Source organism: Vicinamibacterales bacterium (genome assembly GCA_035699745.1).
In the GTDB taxonomy this organism is placed as follows: Bacteria; Acidobacteriota; Vicinamibacteria; order Vicinamibacterales; family 2-12-FULL-66-21; genus JAICSD01.
This window is the reverse complement of the sequence record DASSPH010000071.1, coordinates 35980-61008: the sequence shown is the minus strand read 5'-3', so window position 1 is coordinate 61008 and position 25029 is coordinate 35980. Positions and strand designations below refer to the sequence as shown.

Here is a 25029-nt window from a genome sequence, read left to right as displayed (position 1 = left end):
GACGGGTTCGGGGTTCGACGGGTTCGGGGTTCGACGGGTTCGGGGTTCGACGGGTTCGGGGGTTCGAACCGAAGAACCCCGAACCCGAAGAACCCGTAGAACCCGTAGAACCCGTAGAACCCGTTATATGATCTCCAAGTTATGGATACCGTTAACCTTACGATCGACGGCCGCCCGCTTGCCGTAGCCCGGGGCAAGACCGTGCTGCAGGCCGCGATCGAGCACGGCATCAAGGTTCCCTACTACTGCTACCACCCCGGGCTCGGCATCGACGGCTCCTGCCGCGTCTGCCTCGTGAAGATCGAGAAGATGCCCAAGCTGCAGACGGCGTGCTCGACGCCGGTGGCGGAGGGGATGACCGTTCTCACCGACACGCCCGACGTCGTCGAGGCGCGGGCCAGCGTGTTCGAGTTCCTGCTCATCAACCACCCGCTCGACTGCCCGGTGTGCGACAAGGGAGGCGAGTGTCCGCTGCAGGATTTCTCCTATTCGTTCGGGCCGAATGAAAGCCGGATGGAGTTCCCGCGCCGCGTGTTCGACGGCGAAGGGGTGAAGGCGGACGTCGACTTCGGGCCGACGCTGATGTTGAACCGCAACCGCTGCATCCTGTGCACGCGGTGCGTGCGCTTCATGAAGGAGATTGACGGCGACCCGCAGATCAACATCACCGATCGCGGCTACGGCAGCGAGATCGCGACGTTCCAGGAAGAAGGCGTGCACTCGCTCCTGTCCGGGAACCTGATGGACGTCTGCCCGGTGGGCGCGATCACCACGCGCGACTACCGGTTCAAGTCGCGGCCGTGGGACAACCCGGACGCCATCGACACCATCTGCACGTTCTGCGAGAAGGGCTGCAACACCACGGCATGGCTGAAAGCCAAGCCCGAGTGGGCCAAGGGGGCGCGTCTCGCGCGCGTGACGCCGCGCTACAACCCGGAGGTCAACGACTACTGGATGTGCGACATCGGCCGCTTCGATTACCACTGGATCGAAGGGGACGATCGGCTGCGGCGCGCGCTGGTGCGCAAGGACGGCGGCGATCTCGAGCCGGTCGACATGCGCGAGGCGCTGGCCAAGCTGGCCGACCGCGTCACTGCCGCCGGAGGTCCGCCGGCGCTGCGCTTCCTGATCTCGGCGCACGCATCAGTCGAGGAGCTCTTCCTGGTCGGCCGTCTCGGCGGGGCGTTCGGACTGCCCGAGGACGGCGTCGCGATCAGCTGGCGGACGCGCGTGAAGCCGCAGCCGCCGCAGACGAAATTCAGGATTCCGCCCGTCGACGCGCCCAACGTGAAGGGCGCGCAGGATCTCGGCTTCCCCGCGCGCGCCACGTCCGCCGGCGAGCCCGACCTCGCCGACTTCCGGCGCCAGGTCGAATCGGGCTCGGTGCCGGCGCTGTTCGTGTTCGATCCGGGTCCCGCCGGCTCGATCGGCGATGTGAGCTGGGTCATCGAGGCGCGCAGGTCGGACAAACTGCCGCTGCTGATCGTGCAGGGCGCGCTGCTGACCGATCTGGCGCGTGCCGCCGATATCGTGCTGCCGGGCGCGACCTCGTACGAGAAGGACGCGACCTACGTCAACCAGCAGGGACGTCTGCAGGCGGCGGCGCGGGCGCTGACGCCGCCCGGCGACGCGCAGGACGACTGGCAGCTCTTCGTGAACCTCGGGCTCGCGCTCGGCGCGGCGCTGGACTACACGAGCAGCGCGCACGTGCGGTCGGACATCGCCCGTGCGATGCCGGAAGGGACGCCGTACGCGTCGATCGGCGAGATCGCATTCGCTCGCCCGGTCACCGCGAGGAACTGGCTCCAGGCGTCGAACCCGTCGGAGCGCTGGAAGTGGGACGTGCTGTTCCAGGACCTGCCGCCGGTGAAGTTCCTCGGACGCCCCGAGCCGACGTCCATTCCAGCGTCGGCGATCCGCATGCGCAAGATCGACTAGGTGGGCACCGAAGTCTCGCTCATCGCGGCGTTCGCGGCAGGCTTCCTGTCGTTCGTCTCGCCGTGCGTCCTGCCGCTGATCCCCGGCTACATCTCCTTCGTGTCGGGGGTCTCGGTCGAGGAGATGCGCGGCGACGCCGCACCGGCGGCCTCTCGCGTCCAGGTGTTCGTCACCTCTCTCGCCTTCGTGATCGGCTTCTCCCTGGTGTTCATCGCCCTGGGGGCATCGGCGACCGCGATCGGCAAGTTCCTGTTCGCCAAGCTGCCGCTGCTCAGCAAGATCGCCGGCGTGATCCTGATCGTCTTCGGCCTGCACACGATGGGCGTTTTCCGGCTCGCGTTCCTCGAGACCGAGAAGCGCGTCCACTCGCAGCGGAAACCGGCGGGGCCGCTGGGCGCGATGCTCGTCGGCGTCGCCTTCGCCTTCGGATGGACGCCGTGCATCGGCCCGATCCTCGGCGGCATCCTGGCGATTGCCGGCTCGCGCAACTCGGTCAACGAGGGGATCACGCTGCTCGCGATCTACTCCCTCGGCCTCGGCATTCCGTTCCTCATCACCTCGCTGGCGATCAATCAGTTCTTCGGCGCGGCCAGGAAGATCCGCCGCTACTATCACGCGATCGAGCTCACGTCCGGCGCGCTGCTGGTGGTGATCGGCGTGTTGATCATGACCGGACAACTGACGCTGATCGTGCGGCTGCTCCAGCCCTACCTACCGGTCTTCTAGCTCGAGCCCGTTCTCCAGCGCGATCGCCGCCGGTGTGAACCCGCCGGCGTCCGCGGTGTCGGCGCTCGCTCCTCGGGCGAGCAGCAGCCGGGCGAGGCGCTGGTGCTTCCCCGCCGCGGCGGCGTGCAGCGGCGTATTCTTCATGCTGTTGCGCGAGACGGCGTGAACGTCCGCACCCGCGTCGAGCAGAAGGCTGGCGGCCTCCAGCTGTCCGAAGAACGCGGCCAGGTGAAGCGGCGACCAGCCGTCGAAGGCGAACGCGTTCGCGGCCGCCGGATCCTGCAGAGCGCGCCCGAGTTCCCCGAGATGGCCGGTTGCGGCGGCGGCAAAGACGTCGAGCGGCGCGCCGAGCTCGACGAGCGCCGCCACGACGTGATGGTGGCCACGGTAGAGCGCCGCGATGATCGGGGATTCTCCCGAGGGGAGCCGGGCCGAAAGCAGCGCCGCGTTCGCGGCTGCGAGCGCCCGCACCTGCCGCTCGTCCCCGGCCTTTGCCGCCTCGATCAGCGGCTCGATCATGGTACGCGGACGACCAGCGCTCTGGGGTGGATCCGCACGGCGATCGACCCGGTTGCGCGGCCGATCTCGCCATCGAGATGGTAGAGCATCTCTCCGTCGGTCTCGACCCGGGCGGACGCGATCGATCGAGCGATGATGCGCGGCGCCTTGTCGGCCGTCCCGAACGCCAGGTGGCGGCCGGACCACAGCCGCGACAGCGGCCGCCGATCCTCGACCACCATCGCCTCGAGCTTCCCATCGTCCATCCGGGCGTGCGGCGCCAGACGGATCCGGTTGCCGTACTCGCGGCCGTTGGCAAAGGCGATCAACAGCGCGGTCGTCACGATCTCTTCGCGATCCAGCAGGATGCGGTAGCGGGCGGAACGATAGCGAAAGCACTCGCGCAGCCCGATTCGCACGTAGGGTCCCATGCCACGGCGGCCGAGCGACTGGAGGTTGAACTGCTGCGCGACCACGGCGTCGAAGCCGATGCCGGCGATGTTGAAGAAGAGGCGCCCTTCCATCTCGCCGGCGTCGATGGCGCGATCGCGGCCGCGGAGCGCCACGTCGATCGCGGCCTCGGGTGCTACCGGCACGCCGATCTCTGACGCGAACCCGTTGCCCGATCCCGCGGGGATGATGCCGAGCGCAACGTTCGTCCCGGCGAGCGCGGCGCCAGTTTCGTTGATCGTGCCGTCGCCGCCCCAGGCAATCACCAGTCGCGTGCCGGAGCGCACGGCCTCGCGCGCGAGTTCGGCAGCGTGGCCCGCTCGCTCGGTCAAATGCACTCTCCCGATCACATTCGCGGCGGCGAATTTCGATTCGAGCAGCGACACGCGGCGGCCGGCGACACCCGGCGTGGCGCCGGCGCCGGAGAGCGGATTCACGATCGCGACGACATCTGCGGGACTCACGCGAGTTGGTCGATGTTATAGTAGCCACCGATGAGCAGACTGTCAGTTCGAATCCTCCTGCTCATCGCCTGTCTCTCAGCCATCGGCGCCGCGGCCTTCGATCTCTGGTCCACCAATCGGCGCGCGCGTTCGGACGCCGAGCTCGCACGACAATTCAACGCCGCCGCCCGCGCCGCCTTCGCCGCCGCCGGCGAGCTGCGCGCCGCACAGCAGGCGTACGTCGCCGACGGCCAGGGGGAAGGCTTCTGGTTCGATCGGGTGACCGCGATCCACGCCGAGCTCGAGCAGCAGGTCGCGCGGCTCGGATCGTTGTCACCTGCGGGCGGCGCGAAGGCGGCGCTGGCCGACGCGAGCGCGGCGCTGCGCGAGTTCGCCGAAATGGATCAGCGGGCGCGGGATTACACGCGCAACGGCGAGCGGACGCGCGCGGCCGGCATGATCTTCGCGGACGGCATCGCGCTGACCCGCCGGGTCTCTGACGCGCTCGCCGGCGCGGCCGTCGCCGATCAGGTCGCGCGGGATGCCGCGGCGGCACAGTTTCAAAGAACCCAGGTGCAGGCGCTCGCAGGCGCGGCCGGTGTCACGATACTCGGCCTCCTGCTCCTCGTCCCGGCCGCACGCCGTCCCGCGGCGGCCCAGACGGCCGCGCCACAGACGGCGTCCGCCCGCATCGTCCTTCCGGATTTCGACGAGTTCCGGCCGCCTGTCAGACCGGCCGCGAAGGTTCAGGCCGTGCCGCCGCCGCCACCGCCGCCGGCGCCTGTCCCGGCCGTCGACATCGGGATCATTGCGGCGTTGTGCAACGATCTCGCCCGCGTCGCCGACACGAGGGGGCTGCCGGCGCTCCTCGAACGCGCCGCTTCGGCGCTCGATGCCTCGGGCGTGATCGTCTGGATTGCCGACCCTGACGGACGCGAACTGGCCCCCATCCTCGTGCACGGGTATCCGCCGCAACTGGCGACGCGCCTCGGAACGATCGCCCGCGACGCGAACAACCTCACTGCGTCCGCATACCGCACCGGCCTGCTCCAGGCGGTAAAGGGGGACACCATCACGAGCGGCGCGATCGCAGTACCGCTGGTCGGCGCCGCCGGATGCGTGGGGGTGATGGCGGCAGAAGTGAAAAATGGCGGCGAACAGCAGGAGGACCTGCTGGCCGCCGCCACCATTGTCGCCGCGCAGCTCGCGACGCTCGCCGGGCCGCCGTCGGCCCGGGCGAGGAGCGAGGCCGCGGGCTAGAGAATCGTCCGCGTGCGCACGCGGCCGCGGCTCTCGCGCGCCTCGATCTTCCCCTTGACCGCCTGCGTCTTCTTGTCGCGGACGATCTCCGCCGTGAACTCGCCGCTCGAGTCGATGCGATCGAGGGCGCGATTCAGATCCGACGCGTCGTACACCTTCGAGCCGTTGAGTGCGGTGATCACGTCGCCCGCCTTGATGCCGGCCTTCTGTGCGGCGGAATCGGCGAGAACGGATTTCACCAGCACGCCCTCCTTGACGCCGAAGTACGCGGCGAGCTGATCGTCGAGTCCTTCCACGGTCACGCCGAGACGGCGCCCGCCGCCGAACCGCAGCAACCCTGGAAAGTCGAACGGCTCCGGCCCGGCCGCCGGCGGGCGAGGCGGGGCTGGCGGAACGGCCGGACGAGGCACGCGCATCGCCCGCGGCACGTCGAGCATCCGCAGCCCGAAGTCATCCGACCACGTGCGCGGCTCCGGCGACACCGTCACGTTCATGCGCTGGCCGTTGCGCGACAGCACCATCGGCACATCGCGCCCGGGCGGCGTCTCCGTCACCAGCCGGGAGAACTGGAGCGTGCTGCGGACGCGCTCGCCGTCGAACTCGGTGATCACGTCGCCCGCCTTGATCCCTGCCTTGTCGGCGGGACCGTTCGGCGACACCGTATCCACTCGCACACCCTTCATCTGCTTCGCGGCGGCGTCGTCGAGTTCCTCGACCGCGATCCCGATGTGCGCGCCGCGTCCGGCGATCGCGAACGCACGCGTCAGCGTGTCGCGATCCTGCGCCATGACAGGAGCCGGCGCTCCCGCCCCGGCCGCCAGCACGAGGGCCCCGGCCAGGGCTCCCCATCTCGTTAGCGTCATCAGATAACCCTCCGAAAACGTGCGTCTTGAAAGGTCAGACGCGCCCTTCCACAGAAAGGTTGATGAGGCGCGCGCCGCCAGCCGGCCGTCGCCAGCGTCCTTCCCGCAGGTCACGAACGTCCCCCGCAACGGACGCAGAGCCGGGCGGATCGGTGAAATTCGGCCACTTTTCGCGGGCACGCCCTTTGATGTATCGGGCGTCAGCCGCGCGAAGTCAACGGGATGCGTAACTCAGGCAGGCGCTGGCATCGCCGTATCCCGTCGTAAGTCAGGCGATTTCGCGCGGCCGTTCGAGCTCTCGCACGCCGGTTGCATTACCGGCCGCGGAGGATGAGATGAAGAAGTTCGCGCCTCTCGCGATCGCGTTGATGCTGCTCGCAGCCTGTGCAACGGGGCATCCGAAGATCGCCGAGATCAAATACAACCCGGGCCGGTACCAGAACCGTACGGTGACGGTCGACGGCGTCGTCACCAGCTCGTGGGGCGTGCCGCTGGTGCCCTTCAAGCTCTACAAGGTCGACGACGGCACGGGCGAGGTCACCGTGGTGGCGCAGGACGGCCGCGTGCCGACCAAAGGCGCTCGGGTGAGCGTCAAAGGGCGCGTCGCCGAGTTCGCCACCTTCGGCGGCCAGTCACTCGGGCTTCACCTGCGCCAGGAACACCTCAAATTCAGAGGCTATTGAGAATTTGGGAATTTGGGAATCTGGAAATTTGGAAATCTGAGGAATCGGAGCTTCAGATTTCCAAGTTCCGCAATTTCCAGATTTCCAAATTTCCCAATTTCCAGATTTCCAAATTCACCCGATGATCTTGACTGCGACCGCGGTCATGTCGTCGTTGGGCGTGGCGCCTTCGCGGAATGCTTCCACGGCATCGAACACCGCGTCGACCACGGCGCGGGGGTTCTGGTCGCGGCGTTCCGCGACCACTGAGAGCAGCCGCGCCGCGCCGAACTCCTCCCCCGCCATGTTCATCGCTTCGAACACGCCGTCGCTGCAGAACACGAACATGTCACCCGTGTGCAGGGCGAAGGTCAGCTCGTCGTAGGTGGATCCCTGGAACGATCCCAGCGGAACGCCCGGCAGCTCGATCTGCGCGACCGCTTCCGCCGTGGCGCGGATCGGATACGGCAGGCCGGAGTTCGCGATGGTGACGATGCGCCGCTTCAGATCGAAGATCGAGTAGCACAGCGTGCAGTAGTACTCCTCGAGCTGGCGCTGGTGGAGAATCGTGTTCACTGACGAGAGCACGCTCGCCGGCCCCGAGCGATCCGGAAGGTAGCGCCGGCGGAAGGTGCGGCCCCGCACCAGTTCCGCGGCAAAGACGCTGTAGAGCGCGGCGGGCACTCCCTTGCCCGACACGTCGCCGAGCGCGACGGCGAGCAGGTTCGACTCCGGCGCCAGGAAATCGTGGAAGTCCCCCCCCAGTTCGCGCGCGGGCGCGAAGCGGGCGCCGACGTCGACGCCCTTCATGCGCTTCGGCAGGCCGACCGGCAGCAGCGCCGCCTGCACCCGCTGCGCGAAGTGCAGTTCCTTCTCCAGCCGTACTTCGTTGGCGCGGACGGTCTCGTAGAGCCGCGCATTCTCGATCGCCACCGCCGCCTGGCTGGCAAGCAGGGTGAGAATCTCGACATCCCGTTTGCTGAAGGCGTCCAGCTCGGGGCTCTCCAGATCGAGCACGCCGATGCAGCGGTCCTTCAGCAGCATCGGAATCGCCAGTTCCGAGCGGACGTCCTGCACGACGTTGATGTAGCGCGGATCCTGCGAGACGTCGGCGACGAGCACCGCCTCGCCGTGCAGCGCGGCGTAGCCGACCAGCCCCTCGCCGACGGGAATGCGCCGAACGTCGGTGTGCTCGCCGTAGTGGACCGCGTGCTTGATCTCGAGCTCTTCGCCGCTTTCGTCGATCAGCCAGATGCCGAAGGTGCGGTAGTCGATCACGCGCCGCATCGCCTGCGCGATGCGCGCGAACAGCTCGTCGAGATCGAGCACCGACGCGACGTCGCGGCCGATGTCGGCGAGCGTCTCGAACACTTCGGCGTCCTGGCGGCTGCGCTCGAAGAGCCGCGCGTTCACGATGCTGACCGCGACGTGCGCGGCGAACTGCCGCAGCAGCTCCATGTCCGACGGGGTGAATTGATCCTTGCGGTGGCTGAGGATGTTGAGCGCGCCGATCGGCCGCTTCTTGTGCAGCAGCGGCACCACCAGCTCGGATGCCATGCCGGCGACGATGGCGACGTAGCGCGCGTCGGATTCGACGTCGTTCACCAGGAGCGGCGTCTGCGCGGCGACCGCCGCGCCGACCAGGCCTTCTCCCTGTTTCAGGCGCCGCGGCTCCGACCCGTCGGGATACCCGACCGCGTACGCCACGCGCAGCTCGGCGCGGCGCTCGTCGAGCAGGTACACCGCAAAGGCATCGAACTCGATCAGCCGTGCGATCAGTTTGGGGATTTGCGCGACGAGCTCTTCGAAATCGAGGACGGCGGCGACCTGCCGCCCGAGATCGATGAGCGTGGTGAGCATCTCCTGCTCACGCGGCGCGGTAGTGTCGGGGCGCATTCGTCCGGGTGTTCCGATTATACTGGCAACTTCATGGAGGGCCTGAAACTCCCGCTCGACCACGCCGCGATCGAGCGGATCCTTCCCCATCGCTATCCGTTCCTGCTCGTCGATCGCATCACCGAGATCGAGGTGGACAAACGCATCGTCGGCATCAAGAACGTCACGCTGAACGAACGCTACCTGGCGCATCGCAACGGCGAGCCGCCGACGCTGCCGCCGACGATTCTCACGGAAGCGATCGCCCAGGTGGGCGCGATCCTGATCCTGGCCAAGCCCGAGAACCGCCAGCGGCTCCCCTTCTTCGCCGGCATCGAGCGCGTCCGCTACCGGCGCGCCGTGCACCCCGGCGACGTGGTGGAGATCGAGGCCGTCGTTCGCCGGCTGCGCAGCCGCATGGGCGTGCTGCACGGCATCGCCCGGGTGGACGGGAAGGTGGCGGTCGAGGGGACGATGACGTTCGCGCTCGGGCCGCGCGTCGAGTCAGCGTAGGACCAGCAGGACCCCGCCGATCTTCACCGCTCTCGACAGCCACGCCGCCCACCGGGCGTCCGGATGGAAGTAACGCACCGTGTCGAGAATCGCCGGGGCGAGAATCAACGCCCCGACGTACGGCTCCTTCCAGCGCAGCGCATCCGCCATGCCGCGGGTGTCGCGTTCGTCCGGTCCGGTTGTCGCGAAGGCCGCGCCGGCATAACTCATCGACGCGAGCACGTTGAACGCGACGATGCCTTTCAGCACCGGCGCCCGCTCGCGGCGCAGGTTCGGGCGGCGGGTCAGAATCACCTCGTTCGTCGCTTCCTGCACCCAGAAGCCGGCGGAATCGATCGTGAACTCGCGCCTGGGGGAGAGGCGATCGTGCGTGATGGCGAAGAACGGGATGCCGTTGAAGGACACCTTCTTCAGGCCGGGGTTGGCGCGGAAAATTCCATCGAACAGCAGATGGCCCCCCTCGTGAGCGGCGAGGGCGAGCGCCCCGCCGCCGAGGAACTTCATCGCTGAGGTAGCTGGATGCTCACTGGTGGCAGCCGGTGCATCGGCCGCGTTCGGCACGTCCTGCGCCGCGGCCGGAATCGCCGACAAGCAGATCGCCGCAACCAACTCTGCCAGAAACACAAACGGGCGGCGCCGGGCAACGGACGGGGTGCTGGCACAGCCGTTGCTGAACACAGCACGAACCGCGCCCCGTGTGGCGCCAAGGAGAAGAACGATGCTCGAAACGATTGCGGTCATTCTCATCATTCTGTGGCTGCTCGGCATGGTCAGCGGCTACACGCTCGGCAACTTCATCTACGTGCTCTTGGTCATCGCGATCGTGCTCTTCCTGGTGCGATTGATCAGCGGCCGCCGCGTCTGACGCTGTCGGATGATGGCCACGCCGCCGAACACCAGCGCGGCGGCGACGGCCATGCGCGAGGTGAAGGGCTCGCCCAGCAGCGCCACGCCGAGGGCGACGGCGATGATGGGGTTGATGTAGGCGTACAACGACACGAGCGACACGGGCAGGTGCCGCAGGGCGTAGGTGTATGCCACGAAGCCGCCGATCGCGCCGATAGTGGCCAGGTAGATGAAGGCCGACGCGCTGCGCGCCGAGAAGCCCAGCGCGCTCCACTCGCCGCGCGCCGTCCCGATCGCCAGCATCATCACGCCGCCGGCGAGCATCTGCGCCGCGGTGGCCATGAAGACGTTCTCCTGCCGGCTGTGGCGTCTCGAGTACGAGGAGCCGATCGACCACCCGAGACACGCGATCTGCAGCGCGATCATGCCGGCGAGGAACCCGCTGCCGCCGGTGCCTCCGTGCCGCAGCTCCGGCCACACCAGGAGCACGATTCCCGAGAACCCGACCAGCAGTCCAACCGCGGTGCTCGGCGTCATGCGCTCGCCGTCAGCCTGCAGCGCCTCCACGCCGGCCATCCAGAACGGTGACGCGGCGATGACGACGGCCGTCAGGCCGCTGGGCACGTACATCTCGGCCCACACCACGCCGCCGTTGCCGAGCACGAGCATGAGGAAGCCGAGCAGCATCGCGGCGCGCAGCCCGCGGGGGCCCGGCAGCTTTTCCCCCCGTGCCAGCATGTAGGCGCCGAGCACGCCGCCGGCGAACACCCATCGCAGGCCGCCCATCAGCATCGGCGGCATCGTCTCCAGGCTGACGCGGATACCGAGGTACGTCGTGCCCCAGATGACGCAGACGGCGATCCAGGCGAACCAGGCGAGGCGGCGTTCCCTGGGCGTCGAGACGGGCGGCGTCACTGGGGGGAACCGGGTTCGATGAACCCGTACGGCCCCTTGCCGATCCAGGTGCCGCCATCCACGGTGAGGATCTCACCGGTGATGAAGCCGGACTGCGGCGCGGCAAGGAAGGCGACGGCGTCGGCGACTTCCTCCGGACGTCCCCACCGTTTCAGCGGAATCGTGGCGGTGATGCGATCGATGGCCGCCGGCGAGCTCCACAGCTGGCGCGCGGCGCCCGGGGACGCCTCGATGGGGCCGGGCGCGACGGCGTTGACGCGGATGCCGTGCGGCGCCCACTCGGCGGCGAGCGTCTGCGTCATCGACATCACGCCGGCCTTGGCGGCCGCCGAATGAATGGTGCCGGGGCTTCCGGTCCACACGTAATTGGCGAGGATCGACACGATCGATCCGCCGCGTTGCTTCGCGATCATGTACTGCCCCACCGCGCGCGAACAGTAGAAGCTGCCGTTCAACACGATCCCGATGACGGCGTTCCAGCCGTTCGGCGAGAGGTCTTCGGCGCGGCAGATGAAGTTGCCGGCGGCGTTGTTGACCAGGATGTCGAGCCCGCCGAAGTGCTTCACGGTGCGCTCGACCATCTCCTCGACCTGTTCGGGGTTGCGCACGTCGAGCTGTACCGCGAGCGCGTCGATCCCCGACTCTCGCAGCGACGCGCAGCCCCGCTCGAGGTGCTCGTGATTGCGGCTCGCGATGGCGATCCGCGCGCCGAGCGATCCCAGCCGCCGCGCGATGGCGAGACCAATGCCGGTGCCGCCGCCGGTCACGACCGCGACATGTTCCTTGAACAGGCCAGCCTCGAACATGATCCTTTGATTATCGGCTAAGATTGCGCCATGTCGAGCACGCTGTCGGCGAACGTGGAGGCGTTCGCGCGGCTGTTCGAGGCCGTTCACGAGGGCGTGTACATCGGCGCCATCGACGCGGCGAAGACCACTACCGCCTCCGCCAACCCGCATCTCAAGCTGATGTTCGGCTTCGCGGCCGACACGCCGGAGTCCGACGTGCGGCCGTTCGAGCCGGATCGCTTCGTCGATCCGCAGGCACGCGACGGCTTCATCGCGCGGCTGCAGCGCGACGGCGCGGTCAACGATTACCTGCTGCGCCTGCGCCGCGCCGACCGCGTCGCGATCTGGGTCGAAGTCACCGCGCATGCCGAGACGCAGGACGGCGGCGTCCGGATCGAAGCGCTGGTTCGGGACGTCAGCGAGCGCAAGCGGCTCGACGATCAGGCGCGCGACCTCTATCATCAGCTGCTGCAGGCGGAGAAACTGGCGGCGCTCGGCCAGACCATCTCCGGCGTCGCGCACGAACTGAACAACCCGCTGGCGACGATTCTCACCTGGGCCGAACGTTTATCACAGCGTCCGGTCGACGAGCAGACCAGGCGCGGATTGGAGACGATCCTCAGCGAGTCGGAGCGCGCCGCCAAGATCGTCCGCAACCTGCTCACCTTCGCCCGCAAGCGCCACACCACGCGCGCCATGGTCGACGTGAACCAGATCGTCCGCGACACCCTGGCCCTGCGCGCCTACGAGCAGTCGCTGGCGAACATCACGGTGATCGAGGCGCTCGCCGCCGGCCTGCCGCTCGCCTTCGCCGATCCGCACCAGTTCCAGCAGGTGCTCCTCAACCTGATCATCAACGCCGAGCAGGCGATGATCGGCGCCAACGGACGCGGCATGCTCGTCGTCCGCACCTGGCACGATCTCGACGGCGACGCGGTCGTGCTCGAGGTCAACGACGATGGTCCGGGCGTGCCCGAGGACGTGCAGCCGCGCATCTTCGATCCGTTCTTCACCACGAAGGAAGTCGGCAAGGGCACCGGCCTCGGACTGACGGTCGCCTACGCGATCGTGCAGGAGCATGGCGGCCGGATATCGGTGAAGTCGGAGCCGGGAAGCGGCGCGTCGTTCTTCGTCTCGCTGCCGGTGAGCGACGGCCCGGTCAAGCCGGCGCTGCCGAAGGAGGTCGAGCGCGTCGACGTCGGCGCCGGGGCGGTGGTGCTGGTGGTGGAGGACGAGGCGGCGCTGGGGGCGGCCGTCGCCGAATCCCTCGTCGATGCCGGCTTCGTCGTGGATCGGGCGGGGGACGGAGAGGAGGCGCTCGCGCGCGTGGCGGCACGCACCTACGACCTGATCGTGTGCGACCTGAAGATGCCGCGCGTCGACGGGATGGCGTTCTACCGGGCGCTCGAGCGCGAGCACCCGGAGATGGCGCGGCGCATTCTGTTCGTCACCGGCGACGTCGCCGGCACCGAGGCGGAACGGTTCCTCGACGAGACCGGCTGCCGCTGGCTGGCCAAGCCGTTCCGCCTGCGCGATCTGCTGCGGACCGCGCAGGAGATCCTGGCGTAGTTACCGCGCGGCAGCGATCGGCGCGTGGCTGCGCGCCGCCGCCCGCTTCGGCGCCGCCGGCTTCGACGCTTTCTTGTACTGAAGCACGACCCCGGGCGCGTCCGGCGTTTGCGCCGCGGCGCGCGCCTCCTTCACCCGGGTCATCGTCTGACGGAACGAGAGAATCGCCGGACGCAGCGCCTTCGCCGCTTCCTCGATCGAGCAGTCGGCGCCCAGCGCCTTCTTCAGCCGCTGGATCGCGCGCGCGTGCAGCTGCGACACGCGCGATTCGTTCACGCCAATCTCCGCGCCGATCTCCTTCATCGTCGCCTCGGCGTAGTAGTACATGCCGATGACTTTCCGCTCCCGCGGCGGCAGCGAGGCAATCGCGGCGCGCACGCGATCCCGCACCTCGAGCTCTTCGTAGGCGCGGTCCGGCGAAATCGGCTCGGACGGGACCAGGACGGTGGGCAGGTTCGCGCCGTCGAGGTTCTCGCCGGCGGACAGCGGCGACGTCGACTCGATCGTGTTGATGCGCACGATGGTGCGGCTCAAGCGGGTCTCGTCGGATCCGACCCGCGCGGCCAGGTCGGCGAGCGACGGCTCGGCGCCGAGCTCGCGGCGCAGCTCTTCGCGCGCCGCTTCCAGCTCGCGCCGCTGACGACGTACGCCTCTGGGCCAGGCATCGCGGCGGAGCGCGTCGATCATCGCGCCGCGCACGCGGCGTTCGGCGAAGGTCTCGAACTTGATGCCGCGCGCCTCGTCGAAGCGGAACGCCGCGTCGATCAGCCCGAGCATCCCGTCCTGAACCAGATCGCCCAGCTCGATCGAATGCGGCATCGAGGACGCGACGCGGCGCGCCAGCGACTCCACGAAGGGCAGACCGGCGGCGATACGGGCACGTTGACTGGCGACGAGTGGCTGGCGCTGCATCATGAGCTCCTTTTTGGTTTCCGACCGGGCCAGCTCTAGGGCAACGGCAATACCACATGAAAAGCGAATGTTTGGCGAATCTGGCAAACGACCGCTAAGCTGCTGATGTAGAAGTAGTTACTTTCGTGCCGCCGCGTGCAGGCCCGTGAAAACCACGGCAAGAATGACGGTTTGTTGACACCTGAAGCGACGTGTTTGACGTTTCATTGACAGCGTGGCTGCGGGGTCAGGCGATGAGCGGCACGCGGAAAGCGGTGAGCGGAAGGCGGTAAGCGGAAAGTGAGCGGTGCGCGGTGCGCAGCGGAAGGCGGCGAGCGGTGAGCGGCAAGCGCCGGCCGCAGCGGGCGGAGCCCTTATCGCACGCGCTGGCGGATCTCGCGGGCAGTCGTCATCGCATCGAGCACGCTCGACACGACCTGGGCGGCGCGGTTGCGGCCCATTTCGTCTGCGGACTTCGCCTCGAGCAGCTCCGCGTTGGCGAGGATGATCCCGAGCTGATTGTTCAGGCGATGGAACAGCAGTCCGAGTTCGTCGGCGGCGTCGCCCGTGGTGCGGGTGCTGTTGTCTGCGGCCGCCATCATGACGCTTCTTTGCGCGTCAGCTCCCCGGCCCGCCCCGGCTCGCGCCAGAGCGTGTCCACGAAGATGCGGACCGAGCCGCCGGCGGTGCGGATGTACTCCACCTTGCCGGAGGCGATCCAGTTATAGATGGTGCGACGGCTGACACCCACCAGCTCGCACGCCTTCATGATTGATATGGTCTTGCGATCCATCATCTCCTCACCGAGGGGCTTCGACCCTCGGACTCCCCTACAGCCTCACTCGCTCGCGGCTTCGCCCGCTCGCTCCGTTCGGCTGGCTCGCTTCGCTTCGCTCGCTCGCAACCTGCGTTGTCGAACGCTTCGAATTCGTGAAGCGCCGGCTCGTTGACGAAGGTCCCGAAAGCGCGCGACCGCGGAAGTGACCGTCGCCATGCTTATCGGAGGCGCTCGCCGCCGTCTGTAGCCCTGCAGCGAGACGCCGATTGACCCCGGCTGGAAGGGGTGTCAAAATACCGGCGCCGCAGTAAATGGCTGAAAACGCGAAACATCTGCTTCTCGTAGACGACGAGGCGGCGCTGCGGGAAGCGATCGCGGAACGGCTCGCGGACCACGGCTTCGTCGTCGAGCAGGCGGCCAGCGGGGAAGACGCGCTGGCGCGGCTCGCCGACTTCGCCTTCGACATCATCGTCACCGACCTGCGGCTGCCCGGCGTCGACGGCCGCGCCGTCCTCGATGCGGCGCTCGAGCGGTATCCCGACATCATCGCCATCATCATCACGGGGTTCGGCACCGTGAAAGACGCGGTGAACGCGATCAAGCAGGGGGCCGCCGATTTCATCACCAAGCCGTTTCAGTTCGACGCGCTCCTGCACGTGCTGAACTCCGCGCTCGAAGGGCGCCGGCTGCGTTCCGAGAACGCCTACCTGCGTTCGCAGCTCGAGCAGCGCTATCGCATCGATGGCCTGGTCGGCCGGAGCACGGTGATGCGCGATCTCTTTCACCTGCTCGAAATGGTGGCGGCGACGTCGAGCACGGTGCTGATCACCGGCGAAACGGGAACCGGCAAGGAGCTCGCCGCGCGCGCGATCCATCACGCGAGCCCGCGCCGCGCGAATCGGTTCGTGGCGCTGAACTGCAGCGCCATTCCCGAGACGCTGCTCGAGGCCGAACTCTTCGGCCACGCGCGCGGCGCCTTCACCGGCGCGGTCGGCGCCCGGCAGGGGCGGCTCGAACAGGCGCACAAGGGCACGCTGTTTCTCGACGAGGTCGGGACGATGAGCCCGGCGCTGCAGTCGAAGCTGCTGCGGGTGCTGCAGGAGCGGGAATTCGAGCGCGTCGGCGACGCGCACACGATCAAGATCGACGTGCGCATCATCGCCGCCACCCATTCGGACCTCGCGCGGATGGTGGCGGACAACACGTTCCGGGAGGATCTCTTCTACCGCCTGAACGTCATTCCGGTGAAGCTGCCCGCGCTGCGGGAACGCCGCGACGACATCCCGCTCCTCGTGCAGCACTTCCTGCAGAAGCTCGGCGGCGAGCTGGTGCCGCCTCGGCATGTCACGATGTCGCAGGAGGCGCTCCGCCGGCTGATGGCATACTCGTGGCCCGGCAACGTCCGCCAGCTGGAGAACGTCGTCGAACGGGCGCTGGCGTTCAGCCACGGCCGCAGCCAGATCGACATCCCGGATCTCGGACCCGAAATCCAGAACCTGCCCGCCGCCTCGGAAAGCGGCGCGCCGTGGTTTCCCGACGAGGGCATCGATCTCGAGCGGTATATCGAGGGCGTCGAACTGACGCTGATCAAGCGGTCGCTCGAACGCACGCAGGGGAACAAGGTGCAGGCTGCACGGCTGCTGAACCTGAAGCGCACCACGTTGATCGAGAAGCTGAAGCGCCTCGAGCGCGGGGTTTCCGCATCGTGACCTGCCGCGCCTGGAGGGACGGCTGCTTACCGGCCGGCGATTCCAGAGTTCGAGGCCGTAGAGGAGTCCGAGGGGCGAAGCCCCTCGGTTGATGAACATTGCCGCCACGCCATACCTACTGGACGATCATCTTCGGCAACCAGCCGACGGCATTCCGCGCCGCGACGCGTGAGGAACTGCTGCCGACGTTCCATCAGATTCAGGCGAAGCACCCGGACGCCCTGATGATGTGGTTCGCGCGCGGCCGGCTCTGGCGGTCGGAAGAGGAGGCGCGCGACGCGTTCAGGCCCCGCGCCGACCGGCCGCGCGGCCCGAAACCGGAGTGGCGCGATCGCCCGCCGCGCGACAACAAACCCGAGTGGCGCGATCGGCCGCCGCAACAACGCGACAACAAGCCCGCGTGGCGGGACCGCCCGCCGCAACAGCGCGACACCAAGCCCGAGTGGCGCGATCGCCCGCCACGCGACCGCGGCGACAGACCTCAATGGCGGGACCGCCCGCCGCAACAGCGCGACACCAAGCCCGAGTGGCGCGATCGCCCGCCACGCGACCGCGGCGATAGACCTCAATGGCGCGATCGCCCGCCGCAACAACGCGACGACAAACCCGAGTGGCGCGATCGGCCGCCGCGCGAGGGTAACAGCAGGCCCGAGCGGCCCGAGCGGCCGCCGCGAAAGCAGGAGCGGCAGAAGACGTTTCGCGGACCGAAGCCCCAGTGGCAGGAGCGTCCCCGCGGCCCGCAATCGGACCGCCCCTTCAGCCCCAAGGATCGCTGGCGCGACCGTCCGCCGACCGACCGTCCGCCAAAGGATCGTCCGCGCGGCGATCGCCCGCAAGGCGGCGGCGCGTCCGGCGACCGGAGAGGACGCGACTGGCGCCCCGGCGGCGACCACAAGGATCCCCGGGACAGGTTCAAAGTCCCGCGCGACGTGAAGCGTGCGCGATTCAAGGCAAAGCAGCGCCGCGATCGCACCAATCCGAAGAAGAAGCGCGACGACGAGGAATGATCGCGCACATCGTCCTGCTGCAGCCGCGCGCCGGTCTCACCGACGGGGAGCGCGCCGAGGCGCTCGCCACCTTGAGGCGCGCCGCCCACGGCGTCCCCGAGATCCGTTCGATCCGCCTCGGACGCCGCGTCACTCACGGACTGCCCGGCTACGAGCAACTGATGCACCAGGACTTCGCCTACGCGCTGATCGTCGAGGTGGACGACGTGGACGCCCTCAAGCGATACCTGCAGGCTCCGGCGCATGCGGCACTGGGAGAGCTGTTCTACCGCGCCACGTCCGCCGCGCTGGCGTACGACTACGAGATCGACGAACAGCTCTAGGTGCGGGCGCTGGTGACACGCGGTGTGCCGGCAGCGCACGCGCGCACACACCGGGCGCATGGCAATTTCTCGCCAAACTGCTCAGAACACTGAGCTTGTTCCTCGCTACCCGAACTGGCACCGGACCGGCACAGTCAGCCGTCGCACCGCGCAATGAGGCGCTTCCGAGACGAGGACTTCCCGATGCACCGCCGACTCACCGCTCTGACGCTGATGCTCCTGGCCGGTTGCGGAACCGCGGCAGTGGCGGCCGAACGCGACGCGGCGGCAGGGAATCCGACACCGATCGCCTCGGCGATCGAGAGCGCGGCAAAGATCAGCGACCTGTCCTCCTCGACCCAGTGGCCGGGAGACCCCGCGCCGCGCCGGCCGCTTGCCCTCCCGGCGCTCTACGGCGCGTACGGGACGCTGCAGGCGCTGGACGTGGTGACGACGCGGCGCGCGCTCGGCGCCGGGGCGCAGGAGCGCAATCCGCTGATGAAGAACGGCAGCGTCGGCGCCATGATCGCCGTCAAGGCCGCCGCCGGCGCCACGACGATCTATTTCGCCGAGCGGATGTGGAAGAAGAACCGCGTCGGCGCCGTGATCGTCATGGCCGCCCTCAACGGCGCCACCGCGGCGATCGTCGCGCGCAACCACGGCAACCGGTAGCCGCGGATCACACGGAGTACGCGGATACGCCGAAGAACTCGGCGACGATCTCGCGGAGCTGCGGGATCGATTCGGCGGCGTTCACCTTCGTGCGAAGGTGAGAGCCGTTGTCGAGCCCCTTCGTGTACCAGGCGTTCAACGCGCGCAGCTTGTTGATCACCCATTTCTGGTGACCTCGCGCCGCTCCGCCGGCGGCGCCCGGCGCCAGCGCTTCGCTGCTGGTCGGGGAAGACCCTGGCGGCAGGGTTGGCGCAACGTGGCGGAACCCCTCGGCCTCGCGCGTTCGCTCGAACAACAGCAGGTCGATGTAGTCCAGGAGGAACTGACCGCGTTCCTCCATCGTGATCTCGCGCGGGCGCTCGCCGCGCGCGATGGCGGCGGCCTGCTCGAAGATCCACGGGTTGCGCAGCGCGCCGCGCCCGACCAGGACACCCGACACGCGCCCGCCGCGCGCGGCGTCCAGCTTCTGCACGAGATCCGAGGCGTCGATGCAGTCTCCGCTGCCGAACACCGGGATGCGCACACCCGACGCGACGCGATTGATCAACTCCCAGTCCGAGAAGCCGGTGTACGACTGCGCCGCCGTGCGTCCGTGGACGGCGAGGGCGGCGGCGCCGGCGTCTTCCATGCGGCGCGCCAGCTCCGGCGCGTTGATCTCCTGCTCGTTCCAGCCCGCCCGCATCTTGACGGTGACGGGGATCCTGACGGCCCTGGTCATCGCCTGCACGACCGCCTGGGCGTGCTCGGGCTCGCGCATCAGGCTGCAGCCGGCGTTGTGCTTCGCGATCTTCGGCACCGGGCAGCCCATGTTGACGTCGACGATGTCGGCGCCCATGCCTTCAACGATCTGCGCCGCGCGCGCCATCTTCTCGGGATCGCCGCCGAAGATCTGGATCGAGACCGGCCGCTCCTCTTCGGTGTATTCCGCGTACTCGAGCGTGCGGTCGATGCCGCGCACGAGCCCCTCCGAGCTCACCATCTCGCTGACGACGAGCCCGCAGCCGCCGCGCCGCTTGACCAGGCGGCGGAAGGCGGTGTCGGTCATCCCCGCCATCGGGGCGAGGGCGAACGGCTCAGCGAGGGTGACCTGTCCGATCTTCACGCGTGACCTTTCCTAGCAGGCTCTGACGTCCGCGGCGTCGACTTCGACGCTGACGGCCTGGCCGATCAAATCCACCGACAGCACGAGCCGCGCGTGCGCGCCCTTGCGCACCAGCCGGCCGATCACCCCCTGCAGCGGACCGTGCGTCACTTCCACCATCATGCCCTCGCGGATCATCGGGCACGAATCGAACTGCAGATCGCTCTCGACCAGCCGGCGGATGCCGGCGATCTCGTGTTCCGGTATGGGGGCGATCTCGCCGTCGAACGACACGATGCTGACGACGCCGCTGCAATTGAGCACCGGCAGCCGATCGGCCGGAGTGAAGCGCGCGAAACAGTAGCCGGGGAACAGCGGCCAGTCGATCTGCTTCTTGCGATCCTTCCAGCGGCTCCACCGCGTCACCGTGGGCAGGAACGCCTCGAGGCCCTTGCGGGCGAGCTGCTCGCGGACGACCTGCTCGTGCCGCGACCGCGTCCACACGGCGTACCAGTCCATGGCTGAATCGCGTCAACTCCCGACGCTCAGGGCAATCTCAAATCGAGAACACCGGGGCGCCGGGACCCTGGGACCCGGCAGTTATCCTCCCGCGGCCTCGGTCGCAACCTGCTTTTCGTACGCCTTGCGCAGCTCGTCGTTCTTCCACTCGATCAGCGCCTGCGAGCGGAGCCGGGCGAGGAAGCGCCGCATCTCCGTCTGGGTGCGCGCCGCCGCGACCTTGTCGGCGATCAGATCGCGGACCGCGTCGAACGGCTGCAGCGCCGCTCCCTTCAGCGTTTCGAGCTTGAAGATCTGGTAGCCGCGCGCGGTGCGGAGCGGCGCGGTGATCTCGCCCTGTTTCATGGTGTCGATCATCTGCTGCAGCTGCGGCGACAGATCGGCGCGGGCGAACGGACCGATCAACCCGCCGTTCGCCTTCGACGGCGAGTCCGACGCCTCGGTTGCCACCTTGGCGAAGTCCTCACCCTTGAGGACGCGCTCGCGAAGCCCGGTGATCTTCTGCCGCGCCTCGTCGTCGCGCGCCACGTTGACGCCTCCCTCTGCCGCCGGCACTTCGACGAAGATCTCGCGCAGCGTGATCGAGGCCTGCTCGGTGAATTCGTTCGGATGACGCGCGTAGTACTGGCGCGCTTCCTCTTCCGTGATGTTCAGCTTCGAGCCGACTTCCTGGCGCTGGACCTGCTCGATCAGCATCGAGCGCTCGAGCTGACGCCGCAAGTCGTCCATGGTCATGTTTTCCTGCGCCAGCGCCTGCTGGAACTTCGCCTCGTCGGTGAGCCCCTGCTCCTTGCGGATGTTGGCCACCACCTGGCGGAACTGCTCGTCGCCGAGGCGCAGCCCCATCTCGCGGCCGCGCTGCAGCAGCAGGAGCTCGTCGATCGCGTTGACGATCAACTGCGGCGTGACTTCGGCGAGCATCTTCTTCAGGTTCTCGTCGTTCTTCAGCGACTCGGCGTTCACCTGCCCCTGCAGCCGCTGGCGGATGACGGAGACCTGGCGCTGTTCCAGCTCGGTCTTGGTGATGATGTCGCCGTTCACCTTCACGAGCACCTGCTCGATGATTTCGGCCCGGATTGGCGCGGCGAATGCCGCCGAAAGGGCCACGGCCGCGGCGAGAAGCTGTTTCTTCATTGTTTTCAGTATTTTAGCGTATCCGGACGCCCTCGCTCAATTCGCGCAGCAAGCCGGACACCCTGCTGAACACGCCCCCCTCCGCACGGGGGTCTTCCTTCGCGGGCCTGAGTATCTCGTCTTTCGTGAAGCCGGCGGTCACTTCCCCCGCGGTTGCCCGGGCGGTCCACCACGACCGGCCCCCGGTTGCGCCGGGCGCACGCGGCCCGCGCGGCACGCGACCCGCGTCAGGGGTAATCCGCAGATCCAGCCGCAGCGTCGCCGGCGGCGTCAACAGCAGATCCTTGCGTTCCTGCACGATTTTGAACAGCCAGGTCGGGTCCAGTCTGGCCTCGGGCCTGAACTTTAAGACGATCAGCGGCCCGTCCCGGTCGATGGATTCGATGCCGATGCGGTCGGCGAGCACCCGGATGAACGCGTATTCGGCGAGGTTCTCGATCGAGGCGGGCGGCGGCCCGTAGCGGTCGCGGACCTCGTCCACCACCGTGCGCAGTTCGTCCTCGGAGCGGACCCCGGCCATGCGCCGGTAGACCGTCAGGCGCTGGTTCATGTCGGGGATGTAGCTCTCGTCGATCCGCAGATCGACCCGCAGATTGACGTTGGCGCGGATCTCGTCTTCGAGTTCCTCGCCCTTCAGCTCCTTGATGGTCTGCTCCAGGAGCTTCATGTACATGTCGAAGCCGACCGCCTCGATCTGGCCGCTCTGTTCGCCGCCGAGCAGGTTGCCGGCGCCGCGGATCTCGAGGTCGAGCGCGGCGACGCGGAAGCCGCTGCCGAGATCGCTGAACTCGCGGATCGCCGCCAGCCGCTTCTTGGCCACCGGCGACAGGTTGTCGTCTGGCGGGACCAGCAGATACGCGTAGGCGCGGCGATCCGAGCGTCCGACGCGCCCGCGCAGCTGATAGAGCTGCGACAGGCCGTAGCGATCCGCCCGATTGATGATCATCGTGTTCGCGTTGGGGATGTCGAGGCCGTTCTCGATGATCGTCGTCGCCAGGAGCACGTCGTACTTGTGGGCCATGAAGTCGAGCATGACCTTCTCGAGCTGCTCTTCCCCCATCTGGCCGTGCCCGACGGCGATGCGCGCCTGCGGCACGAGGCGGTGCAGCAGGTCGGCCATCGAGTAGATCGACTCGACCCGGTTGTGGACGAAGTAGATCTGGCCGCCGCGCTCCATCTCGTTGCCGATGGCGCGCCGCATCACTTCCTGGTCGAACTTGACGACGTTGGTCTGGATCGACAGGCGGTCCTTGGGCGGCGTCTCGATGATCGACATGTCGCGGATCCCCGCCAGCGACATGTTCAGCGTCCGCGGAATCGGCGTCGCGGTCATCGTCAGCACGTCGACGCGCTTCTTCAGCTGCTTGATCTTCTCCTTGTGCGCGACGCCGAAGCGCTGCTCTTCGTCGACGACGAGGAGCCCGAGGTCGCGGAACTTCACGTCCTTGGAGAGCAGCCGGTGGGTGCCGACGATGATCTCGACCTTGCCGGCCTCGAGATCCTCGAGCGTGGCCTTCTGCTCCGCCTTGGTGCGGAACCGGCTGACCATGTCGATGCGGACGGGAAACGCCGCGAAGCGGTCCTTCAGCGTCTTCTCGTGCTGGAACGCAAGCACGGTGGTGGGGGCGAGCAGTGCGACCTGCTTGCCGTCCATCACCGCCTTGAACGCCGCGCGCATCGCCACTTCGGTCTTGCCGTAGCCGACGTCTCCGCACAGGAGCCGATCCATCGGCGTCGGCGACTCCATGTCGCGCTTGATATCGTCGATCGCGTTCCTCTGATCGACGGTCAGCTCCCACTCGAACGCGTCCTCGAACTCCTGCTGCCAGTGGCTGTCGGCGCTGAAGGCGTGGCCGGGGACCGCCTTGCGCGAGGCATAGAGCTTCAGCAGCTCCTCCGCCATGTCGCGCATCGCCTTCTTGACGCGCGTCTTCGCCTTCTCCCAGGTCGTGCCGCCAAGCTTGTCGAGCGCGGGACGCGACGCGCCGGTGTACTTCTGAACCAGATCGAGCCGCTCGACCGGGACGAACAGCTTGTCGTCGCCGGCATAGCGGAGCTCCATGAACTCCTGCGTGTCGAGGCCGACGTCGATCTTCTTCAACCCGACGAAGACCCCGATGCCGTTGTCGACGTGGACGACGAGATCGCCCACCTTCAGATCGCGGAAGTCCGACAGGAAGGTCTTCGCCGCGGAGCGCCGCTTCTCGTGCGTGTGCCGCTCTTCGTCGAAGACGTCGGTCTCGGCCCAGAGCTGGAGCCCCGCTCCGGGAAGCCGGAACCCCTTGGACAGGCGGCCGACGGAGACGAGCACCGCCGATGCGTGCGCGTCTTCGCCGCGCTCGATCGGCGCGGCGGGCACCTGGTAATCGGCGAGCATCTCGACGACCCGCTCGGCCCGTCCCTGCGAGTGCGCCACGAAGACGACCGTTTCGCCGGCCTGCCGCGCGGCGCGCAGCTCCGCGACCCAGTCGGGCACCCGCCCGGCGAACTCCATCGCCGGCTGCGTCGCCACATGGCGGACCTGCTCTTCGGTGCCGAGGGCCAGCGTCTCGAGCGCCGTGGCGCTCTCGAGCAGCGGCGCGATCGCGTCCCAGCTCACGACGATCCCGTCCGGCTCCGGAGCCGGTTCGTTCTTCCTGATCTTCTCGGCGTAGCTGTGCTCGATCTGCTCGCGCACCCTGACGAACGCCGCCTTCACCTCGTCGGGTTCGGACACGAAGACGACCGGCTGCGCGCCCCGCAGGTAATCCAGGATCGTGGCGGAGCGATCCGCCGAACCGGCACTGGCTTCGTTCGGGAGGTCCAGGATCTCCGTCAGCGGCTCGACGTGAGCCTGATCGATGGGCTCGATGGATCGCTGGGTGCCCGGGTCGTAGGCGCGGACCGACTCGATGTTGTCGCCGATGAACTCGAGGCGGATTGGATGCCGGGCGCCGGCCGGGTAGAAGTCCACGACGCCGCCGCGCACGGAGAACTCGCCCGGCTCGTCGGTCGGATCCTGCCTGGTGTATCCGGCGGCGGTGAGCCGGTCGCCGAGATCCGTCGGCGAGATCTCGTCGCCGGGACGGAGCGTGAAGCCGGCCGCGGCGATCCGCGACGGCTGACTGACCCGCGGCAGCAGCGAGGCCGCCGACGCAATGACGAGCCGCGCCGTCCCGCGGCTCAGCGCGTGCAACGCGCGGGCGCGCGCCGACGCGATGTCGAAGTGCGGCGACAGGCCGCGATACGGATCGATCTCGTGGGACGGGAACGGCACCACCAGATGCGCCGCGTCGGCGTCGGAGACGCCTTCGAGCGCCGCGAGGAAGAACCGGGCGTCCGAGGTCAGCTGTTCGACGTCCGCGTCCGTCGGCACGACCGCCAGCACGCGATCGCGGACGACCGCGGCCGCGGCGAAGTAGCCCTTCGCCGCCGCGGTCAGGCCGCTGACAGGCCGTCCGGGCACACCAAAGCCGAGGCGGCCGGCTGCCGTCTTGAGCAGTGCGCGGAGCGTCAGCGAAGTGGAGGTCGAAGAGCTCATGACCGGACGGGCGTCGTGTGCCGGAACCTTCGATTATAGCGCGCCGGACATCTGCTCAGGTCCTGCGGTT

Annotated in this window: 25 protein-coding genes; 11 read left to right on the top strand and 14 right to left on the bottom strand. The window is 68.2% G+C overall.

Annotation, left to right across the window (positions count from 1 at the left end):
• Nucleotides 1–141 precede the first annotated feature (141 nt).
• On the top strand, nt 142–1938 hold the full coding sequence (locus tag VFK57_17555; protein ID HET7697527.1) for a 2Fe-2S iron-sulfur cluster-binding protein: 1797 nt from the start codon (nt 142–144) through the stop codon (nt 1936–1938).
• Complete coding sequence (locus VFK57_17550; protein HET7697526.1) at nt 1939–2664, top strand: cytochrome c biogenesis protein CcdA; 726 nt, start codon at nt 1939–1941, stop codon at nt 2662–2664.
• Here VFK57_17550 and VFK57_17545 read toward each other — a convergent pair.
• The gene (locus VFK57_17545) at nt 2650–3183 is read right to left on the bottom strand and encodes an ankyrin repeat domain-containing protein (protein HET7697525.1); all 534 of its coding nucleotides are present in this window, start codon (nt 3181–3183) and stop codon (nt 2650–2652) included. The genes VFK57_17550 and VFK57_17545 overlap by 15 nt on opposite strands.
• Complete coding sequence (locus VFK57_17540; protein HET7697524.1) at nt 3180–4076, bottom strand: diacylglycerol kinase family protein; 897 nt, start codon at nt 4074–4076, stop codon at nt 3180–3182. The genes VFK57_17545 and VFK57_17540 overlap by 4 nt, the downstream gene beginning before the upstream one ends.
• Before the next feature lie 30 nt (nt 4077–4106).
• On the opposite strand from VFK57_17540, the gene VFK57_17535 reads away from it, so the two are divergent.
• Nucleotides 4107–5315, top strand: coding sequence for a GAF domain-containing protein (locus tag VFK57_17535; protein HET7697523.1), 1209 nt, complete (start codon nt 4107–4109; stop codon nt 5313–5315).
• Here the strand turns inward: VFK57_17535 and VFK57_17530 are convergent.
• Nucleotides 5312–6178 carry a PDZ domain-containing protein gene (locus tag VFK57_17530; GenBank protein ID HET7697522.1) on the bottom strand — a complete coding sequence of 289 codons (867 nt, stop codon included), beginning with the start codon at nt 6176–6178 and terminating at the stop codon, nt 5312–5314. The genes VFK57_17535 and VFK57_17530 overlap by 4 nt on opposite strands.
• Before the next feature lie 335 nt (nt 6179–6513).
• Here VFK57_17530 and VFK57_17525 point away from each other — a divergent pair, with 335 nt between their 5' ends.
• A complete protein-coding gene (locus tag VFK57_17525; GenBank protein ID HET7697521.1) occupies nt 6514–6861 on the top strand; it encodes a hypothetical protein in 348 nt (115 codons plus the stop codon).
• Between the two features lie 114 nt (nt 6862–6975).
• Here VFK57_17525 and VFK57_17520 read toward each other — a convergent pair whose 3' ends face one another.
• Nucleotides 6976–8736 (bottom strand): GAF domain-containing protein, encoded by a 1761-nt coding sequence (locus tag VFK57_17520; protein ID HET7697520.1) that lies wholly within the window; start codon nt 8734–8736, stop codon nt 6976–6978.
• A gap of 33 nt (nt 8737–8769) precedes the next feature.
• Between VFK57_17520 and fabZ the strand changes: the two genes are divergently transcribed.
• The gene (gene fabZ, locus VFK57_17515) at nt 8770–9228 is read left to right on the top strand and encodes a 3-hydroxyacyl-ACP dehydratase FabZ (GenBank protein ID HET7697519.1); all 459 of its coding nucleotides are present in this window, start codon (nt 8770–8772) and stop codon (nt 9226–9228) included.
• On the opposite strand, the gene VFK57_17510 is transcribed toward fabZ, so the two are convergent.
• Entirely contained in the window at nt 9220–9969 is a 750-nt protein-coding gene (locus VFK57_17510) for a hypothetical protein (GenBank protein ID HET7697518.1), read from the bottom strand. The two genes, fabZ and VFK57_17510, sit on opposite strands and share 9 nt — an antisense overlap.
• On the opposite strand from VFK57_17510, the gene VFK57_17505 reads away from it, so the two are divergent.
• Nucleotides 9947–10093, top strand: a complete 147-nt coding sequence (locus tag VFK57_17505; protein ID HET7697517.1) for a lmo0937 family membrane protein — start codon at nt 9947–9949, stop codon at nt 10091–10093. The two genes, VFK57_17510 and VFK57_17505, sit on opposite strands and share 23 nt — an antisense overlap.
• Here VFK57_17505 and VFK57_17500 read toward each other — a convergent pair.
• Nucleotides 10027–10989, bottom strand: a complete 963-nt coding sequence (locus VFK57_17500) for an EamA family transporter (GenBank protein HET7697516.1) — start codon at nt 10987–10989, stop codon at nt 10027–10029. The genes VFK57_17505 and VFK57_17500 overlap by 67 nt on opposite strands.
• Entirely contained in the window at nt 10986–11795 is an 810-nt protein-coding gene (locus VFK57_17495; GenBank protein ID HET7697515.1) for an SDR family oxidoreductase, read from the bottom strand. Before VFK57_17495 ends, VFK57_17500 begins: the two co-directional genes overlap by 4 nt.
• Nucleotides 11796–11825: 30 nt before the next feature.
• Here VFK57_17495 and VFK57_17490 point away from each other — a divergent pair, with 30 nt between their 5' ends.
• The gene (locus VFK57_17490) at nt 11826–13346 is read left to right on the top strand and encodes an ATP-binding protein (protein ID HET7697514.1); all 1521 of its coding nucleotides are present in this window, start codon (nt 11826–11828) and stop codon (nt 13344–13346) included.
• Here the strand turns inward: VFK57_17490 and VFK57_17485 are convergent, their stop codons facing one another.
• The 3 genes from VFK57_17485 to VFK57_17475 all read right to left on the bottom strand — a co-directional run bounded on the left by VFK57_17485 (nt 13347) and on the right by VFK57_17475 (nt 15030).
• Nucleotides 13347–14258: a FliA/WhiG family RNA polymerase sigma factor gene (locus tag VFK57_17485; protein HET7697513.1), complete on the bottom strand. Its 912-nt coding sequence runs from the start codon at nt 14256–14258 to the stop codon at nt 13347–13349. It lies immediately after the preceding gene.
• Between the two features lie 353 nt (nt 14259–14611).
• The gene (locus tag VFK57_17480; GenBank protein HET7697512.1) at nt 14612–14836 is read right to left on the bottom strand and encodes a hypothetical protein; all 225 of its coding nucleotides are present in this window, start codon (nt 14834–14836) and stop codon (nt 14612–14614) included.
• Nucleotides 14836–15030, bottom strand: coding sequence for an excisionase family DNA-binding protein (locus tag VFK57_17475; GenBank protein HET7697511.1), 195 nt, complete (start codon nt 15028–15030; stop codon nt 14836–14838). The genes VFK57_17480 and VFK57_17475 overlap by 1 nt, the downstream gene beginning before the upstream one ends.
• A gap of 296 nt (nt 15031–15326) precedes the next feature.
• On the opposite strand from VFK57_17475, the gene VFK57_17470 reads away from it, so the two are divergent.
• The 4 genes from VFK57_17470 to VFK57_17455 all read left to right on the top strand — a co-directional run bounded on the left by VFK57_17470 (nt 15327) and on the right by VFK57_17455 (nt 18705).
• Nucleotides 15327–16724 carry a sigma-54 dependent transcriptional regulator gene (locus tag VFK57_17470; GenBank protein ID HET7697510.1) on the top strand — a complete coding sequence of 466 codons (1398 nt, stop codon included), beginning with the start codon at nt 15327–15329 and terminating at the stop codon, nt 16722–16724.
• Nucleotides 16725–16822: 98 nt separating this feature from the next.
• The gene (locus VFK57_17465) at nt 16823–17731 is read left to right on the top strand and encodes a hypothetical protein (protein ID HET7697509.1); all 909 of its coding nucleotides are present in this window, start codon (nt 16823–16825) and stop codon (nt 17729–17731) included.
• Complete coding sequence (locus VFK57_17460) at nt 17728–18054, top strand: Dabb family protein (protein ID HET7697508.1); 327 nt, start codon at nt 17728–17730, stop codon at nt 18052–18054. Before VFK57_17465 ends, VFK57_17460 begins: the two co-directional genes overlap by 4 nt.
• 183 nt (nt 18055–18237) lie before the next feature.
• Complete coding sequence (locus tag VFK57_17455) at nt 18238–18705, top strand: hypothetical protein (protein ID HET7697507.1); 468 nt, start codon at nt 18238–18240, stop codon at nt 18703–18705.
• Between the two features lie 7 nt (nt 18706–18712).
• Here the strand turns inward: VFK57_17455 and dusB are convergent, their stop codons facing one another.
• The 4 genes from dusB to mfd all read right to left on the bottom strand — a co-directional run bounded on the left by dusB (nt 18713) and on the right by mfd (nt 24959).
• Nucleotides 18713–19807, bottom strand: coding sequence for a tRNA dihydrouridine synthase DusB (dusB, locus tag VFK57_17450; GenBank protein ID HET7697506.1), 1095 nt, complete (start codon nt 19805–19807; stop codon nt 18713–18715).
• A gap of 12 nt (nt 19808–19819) precedes the next feature.
• The gene (locus tag VFK57_17445) at nt 19820–20305 is read right to left on the bottom strand and encodes a UpxY family transcription antiterminator (GenBank protein HET7697505.1); all 486 of its coding nucleotides are present in this window, start codon (nt 20303–20305) and stop codon (nt 19820–19822) included.
• An 81-nt stretch (nt 20306–20386) separates the two neighbouring features.
• Nucleotides 20387–21439, bottom strand: coding sequence for a peptidylprolyl isomerase (locus tag VFK57_17440; GenBank protein HET7697504.1), 1053 nt, complete (start codon nt 21437–21439; stop codon nt 20387–20389).
• A gap of 13 nt (nt 21440–21452) precedes the next feature.
• Nucleotides 21453–24959: a transcription-repair coupling factor gene (gene mfd, locus VFK57_17435; GenBank protein HET7697503.1), complete on the bottom strand. Its 3507-nt coding sequence runs from the start codon at nt 24957–24959 to the stop codon at nt 21453–21455.
• Between the last annotated feature and the right edge of the window lie 70 nt (nt 24960–25029).

Bases quoted from the DNA above. Each gene is read 5' to 3' on its own strand.
- VFK57_17555 (HET7697527.1), top strand. From the start codon at position 142: ATGGATACCGTTAACCTTACGATCGACGGCCGCCCGCTTGCCGTAGCC.
- VFK57_17545 (HET7697525.1), bottom strand. From the start codon at position 3,183: ATGATCGAGCCGCTGATCGAGGCGGCAAAGGCCGGGGACGAGCGGCAG.
- VFK57_17535 (HET7697523.1), top strand. From the start codon at position 4,107: ATGAGCAGACTGTCAGTTCGAATCCTCCTGCTCATCGCCTGTCTCTCA.
- VFK57_17530 (HET7697522.1), bottom strand. From the start codon at position 6,178: ATGACGCTAACGAGATGGGGAGCCCTGGCCGGGGCCCTCGTGCTGGCG.
- VFK57_17525 (HET7697521.1), top strand. From the start codon at position 6,514: ATGAAGAAGTTCGCGCCTCTCGCGATCGCGTTGATGCTGCTCGCAGCC.
- VFK57_17520 (HET7697520.1), bottom strand. From the start codon at position 8,736: ATGCGCCCCGACACTACCGCGCCGCGTGAGCAGGAGATGCTCACCACG.
- fabZ (HET7697519.1), top strand. From the start codon at position 8,770: ATGGAGGGCCTGAAACTCCCGCTCGACCACGCCGCGATCGAGCGGATC.
- VFK57_17505 (HET7697517.1), top strand. From the start codon at position 9,947: ATGCTCGAAACGATTGCGGTCATTCTCATCATTCTGTGGCTGCTCGGC.
- VFK57_17510 (HET7697518.1), bottom strand. From the start codon at position 9,969: ATGACCGCAATCGTTTCGAGCATCGTTCTTCTCCTTGGCGCCACACGG.
- VFK57_17495 (HET7697515.1), bottom strand. From the start codon at position 11,795: ATGTTCGAGGCTGGCCTGTTCAAGGAACATGTCGCGGTCGTGACCGGC.
- VFK57_17490 (HET7697514.1), top strand. From the start codon at position 11,826: ATGTCGAGCACGCTGTCGGCGAACGTGGAGGCGTTCGCGCGGCTGTTC.
- VFK57_17485 (HET7697513.1), bottom strand. From the start codon at position 14,258: ATGCAGCGCCAGCCACTCGTCGCCAGTCAACGTGCCCGTATCGCCGCC.
- VFK57_17480 (HET7697512.1), bottom strand. From the start codon at position 14,836: ATGGCGGCCGCAGACAACAGCACCCGCACCACGGGCGACGCCGCCGAC.
- VFK57_17475 (HET7697511.1), bottom strand. From the start codon at position 15,030: ATGGATCGCAAGACCATATCAATCATGAAGGCGTGCGAGCTGGTGGGT.
- VFK57_17470 (HET7697510.1), top strand. From the start codon at position 15,327: ATGGCTGAAAACGCGAAACATCTGCTTCTCGTAGACGACGAGGCGGCG.
- VFK57_17460 (HET7697508.1), top strand. From the start codon at position 17,728: ATGATCGCGCACATCGTCCTGCTGCAGCCGCGCGCCGGTCTCACCGAC.
- VFK57_17455 (HET7697507.1), top strand. From the start codon at position 18,238: ATGCACCGCCGACTCACCGCTCTGACGCTGATGCTCCTGGCCGGTTGC.
- VFK57_17445 (HET7697505.1), bottom strand. From the start codon at position 20,305: ATGGACTGGTACGCCGTGTGGACGCGGTCGCGGCACGAGCAGGTCGTC.
- VFK57_17440 (HET7697504.1), bottom strand. From the start codon at position 21,439: ATGAAGAAACAGCTTCTCGCCGCGGCCGTGGCCCTTTCGGCGGCATTC.
- mfd (HET7697503.1), bottom strand. From the start codon at position 24,959: ATGAGCTCTTCGACCTCCACTTCGCTGACGCTCCGCGCACTGCTCAAG.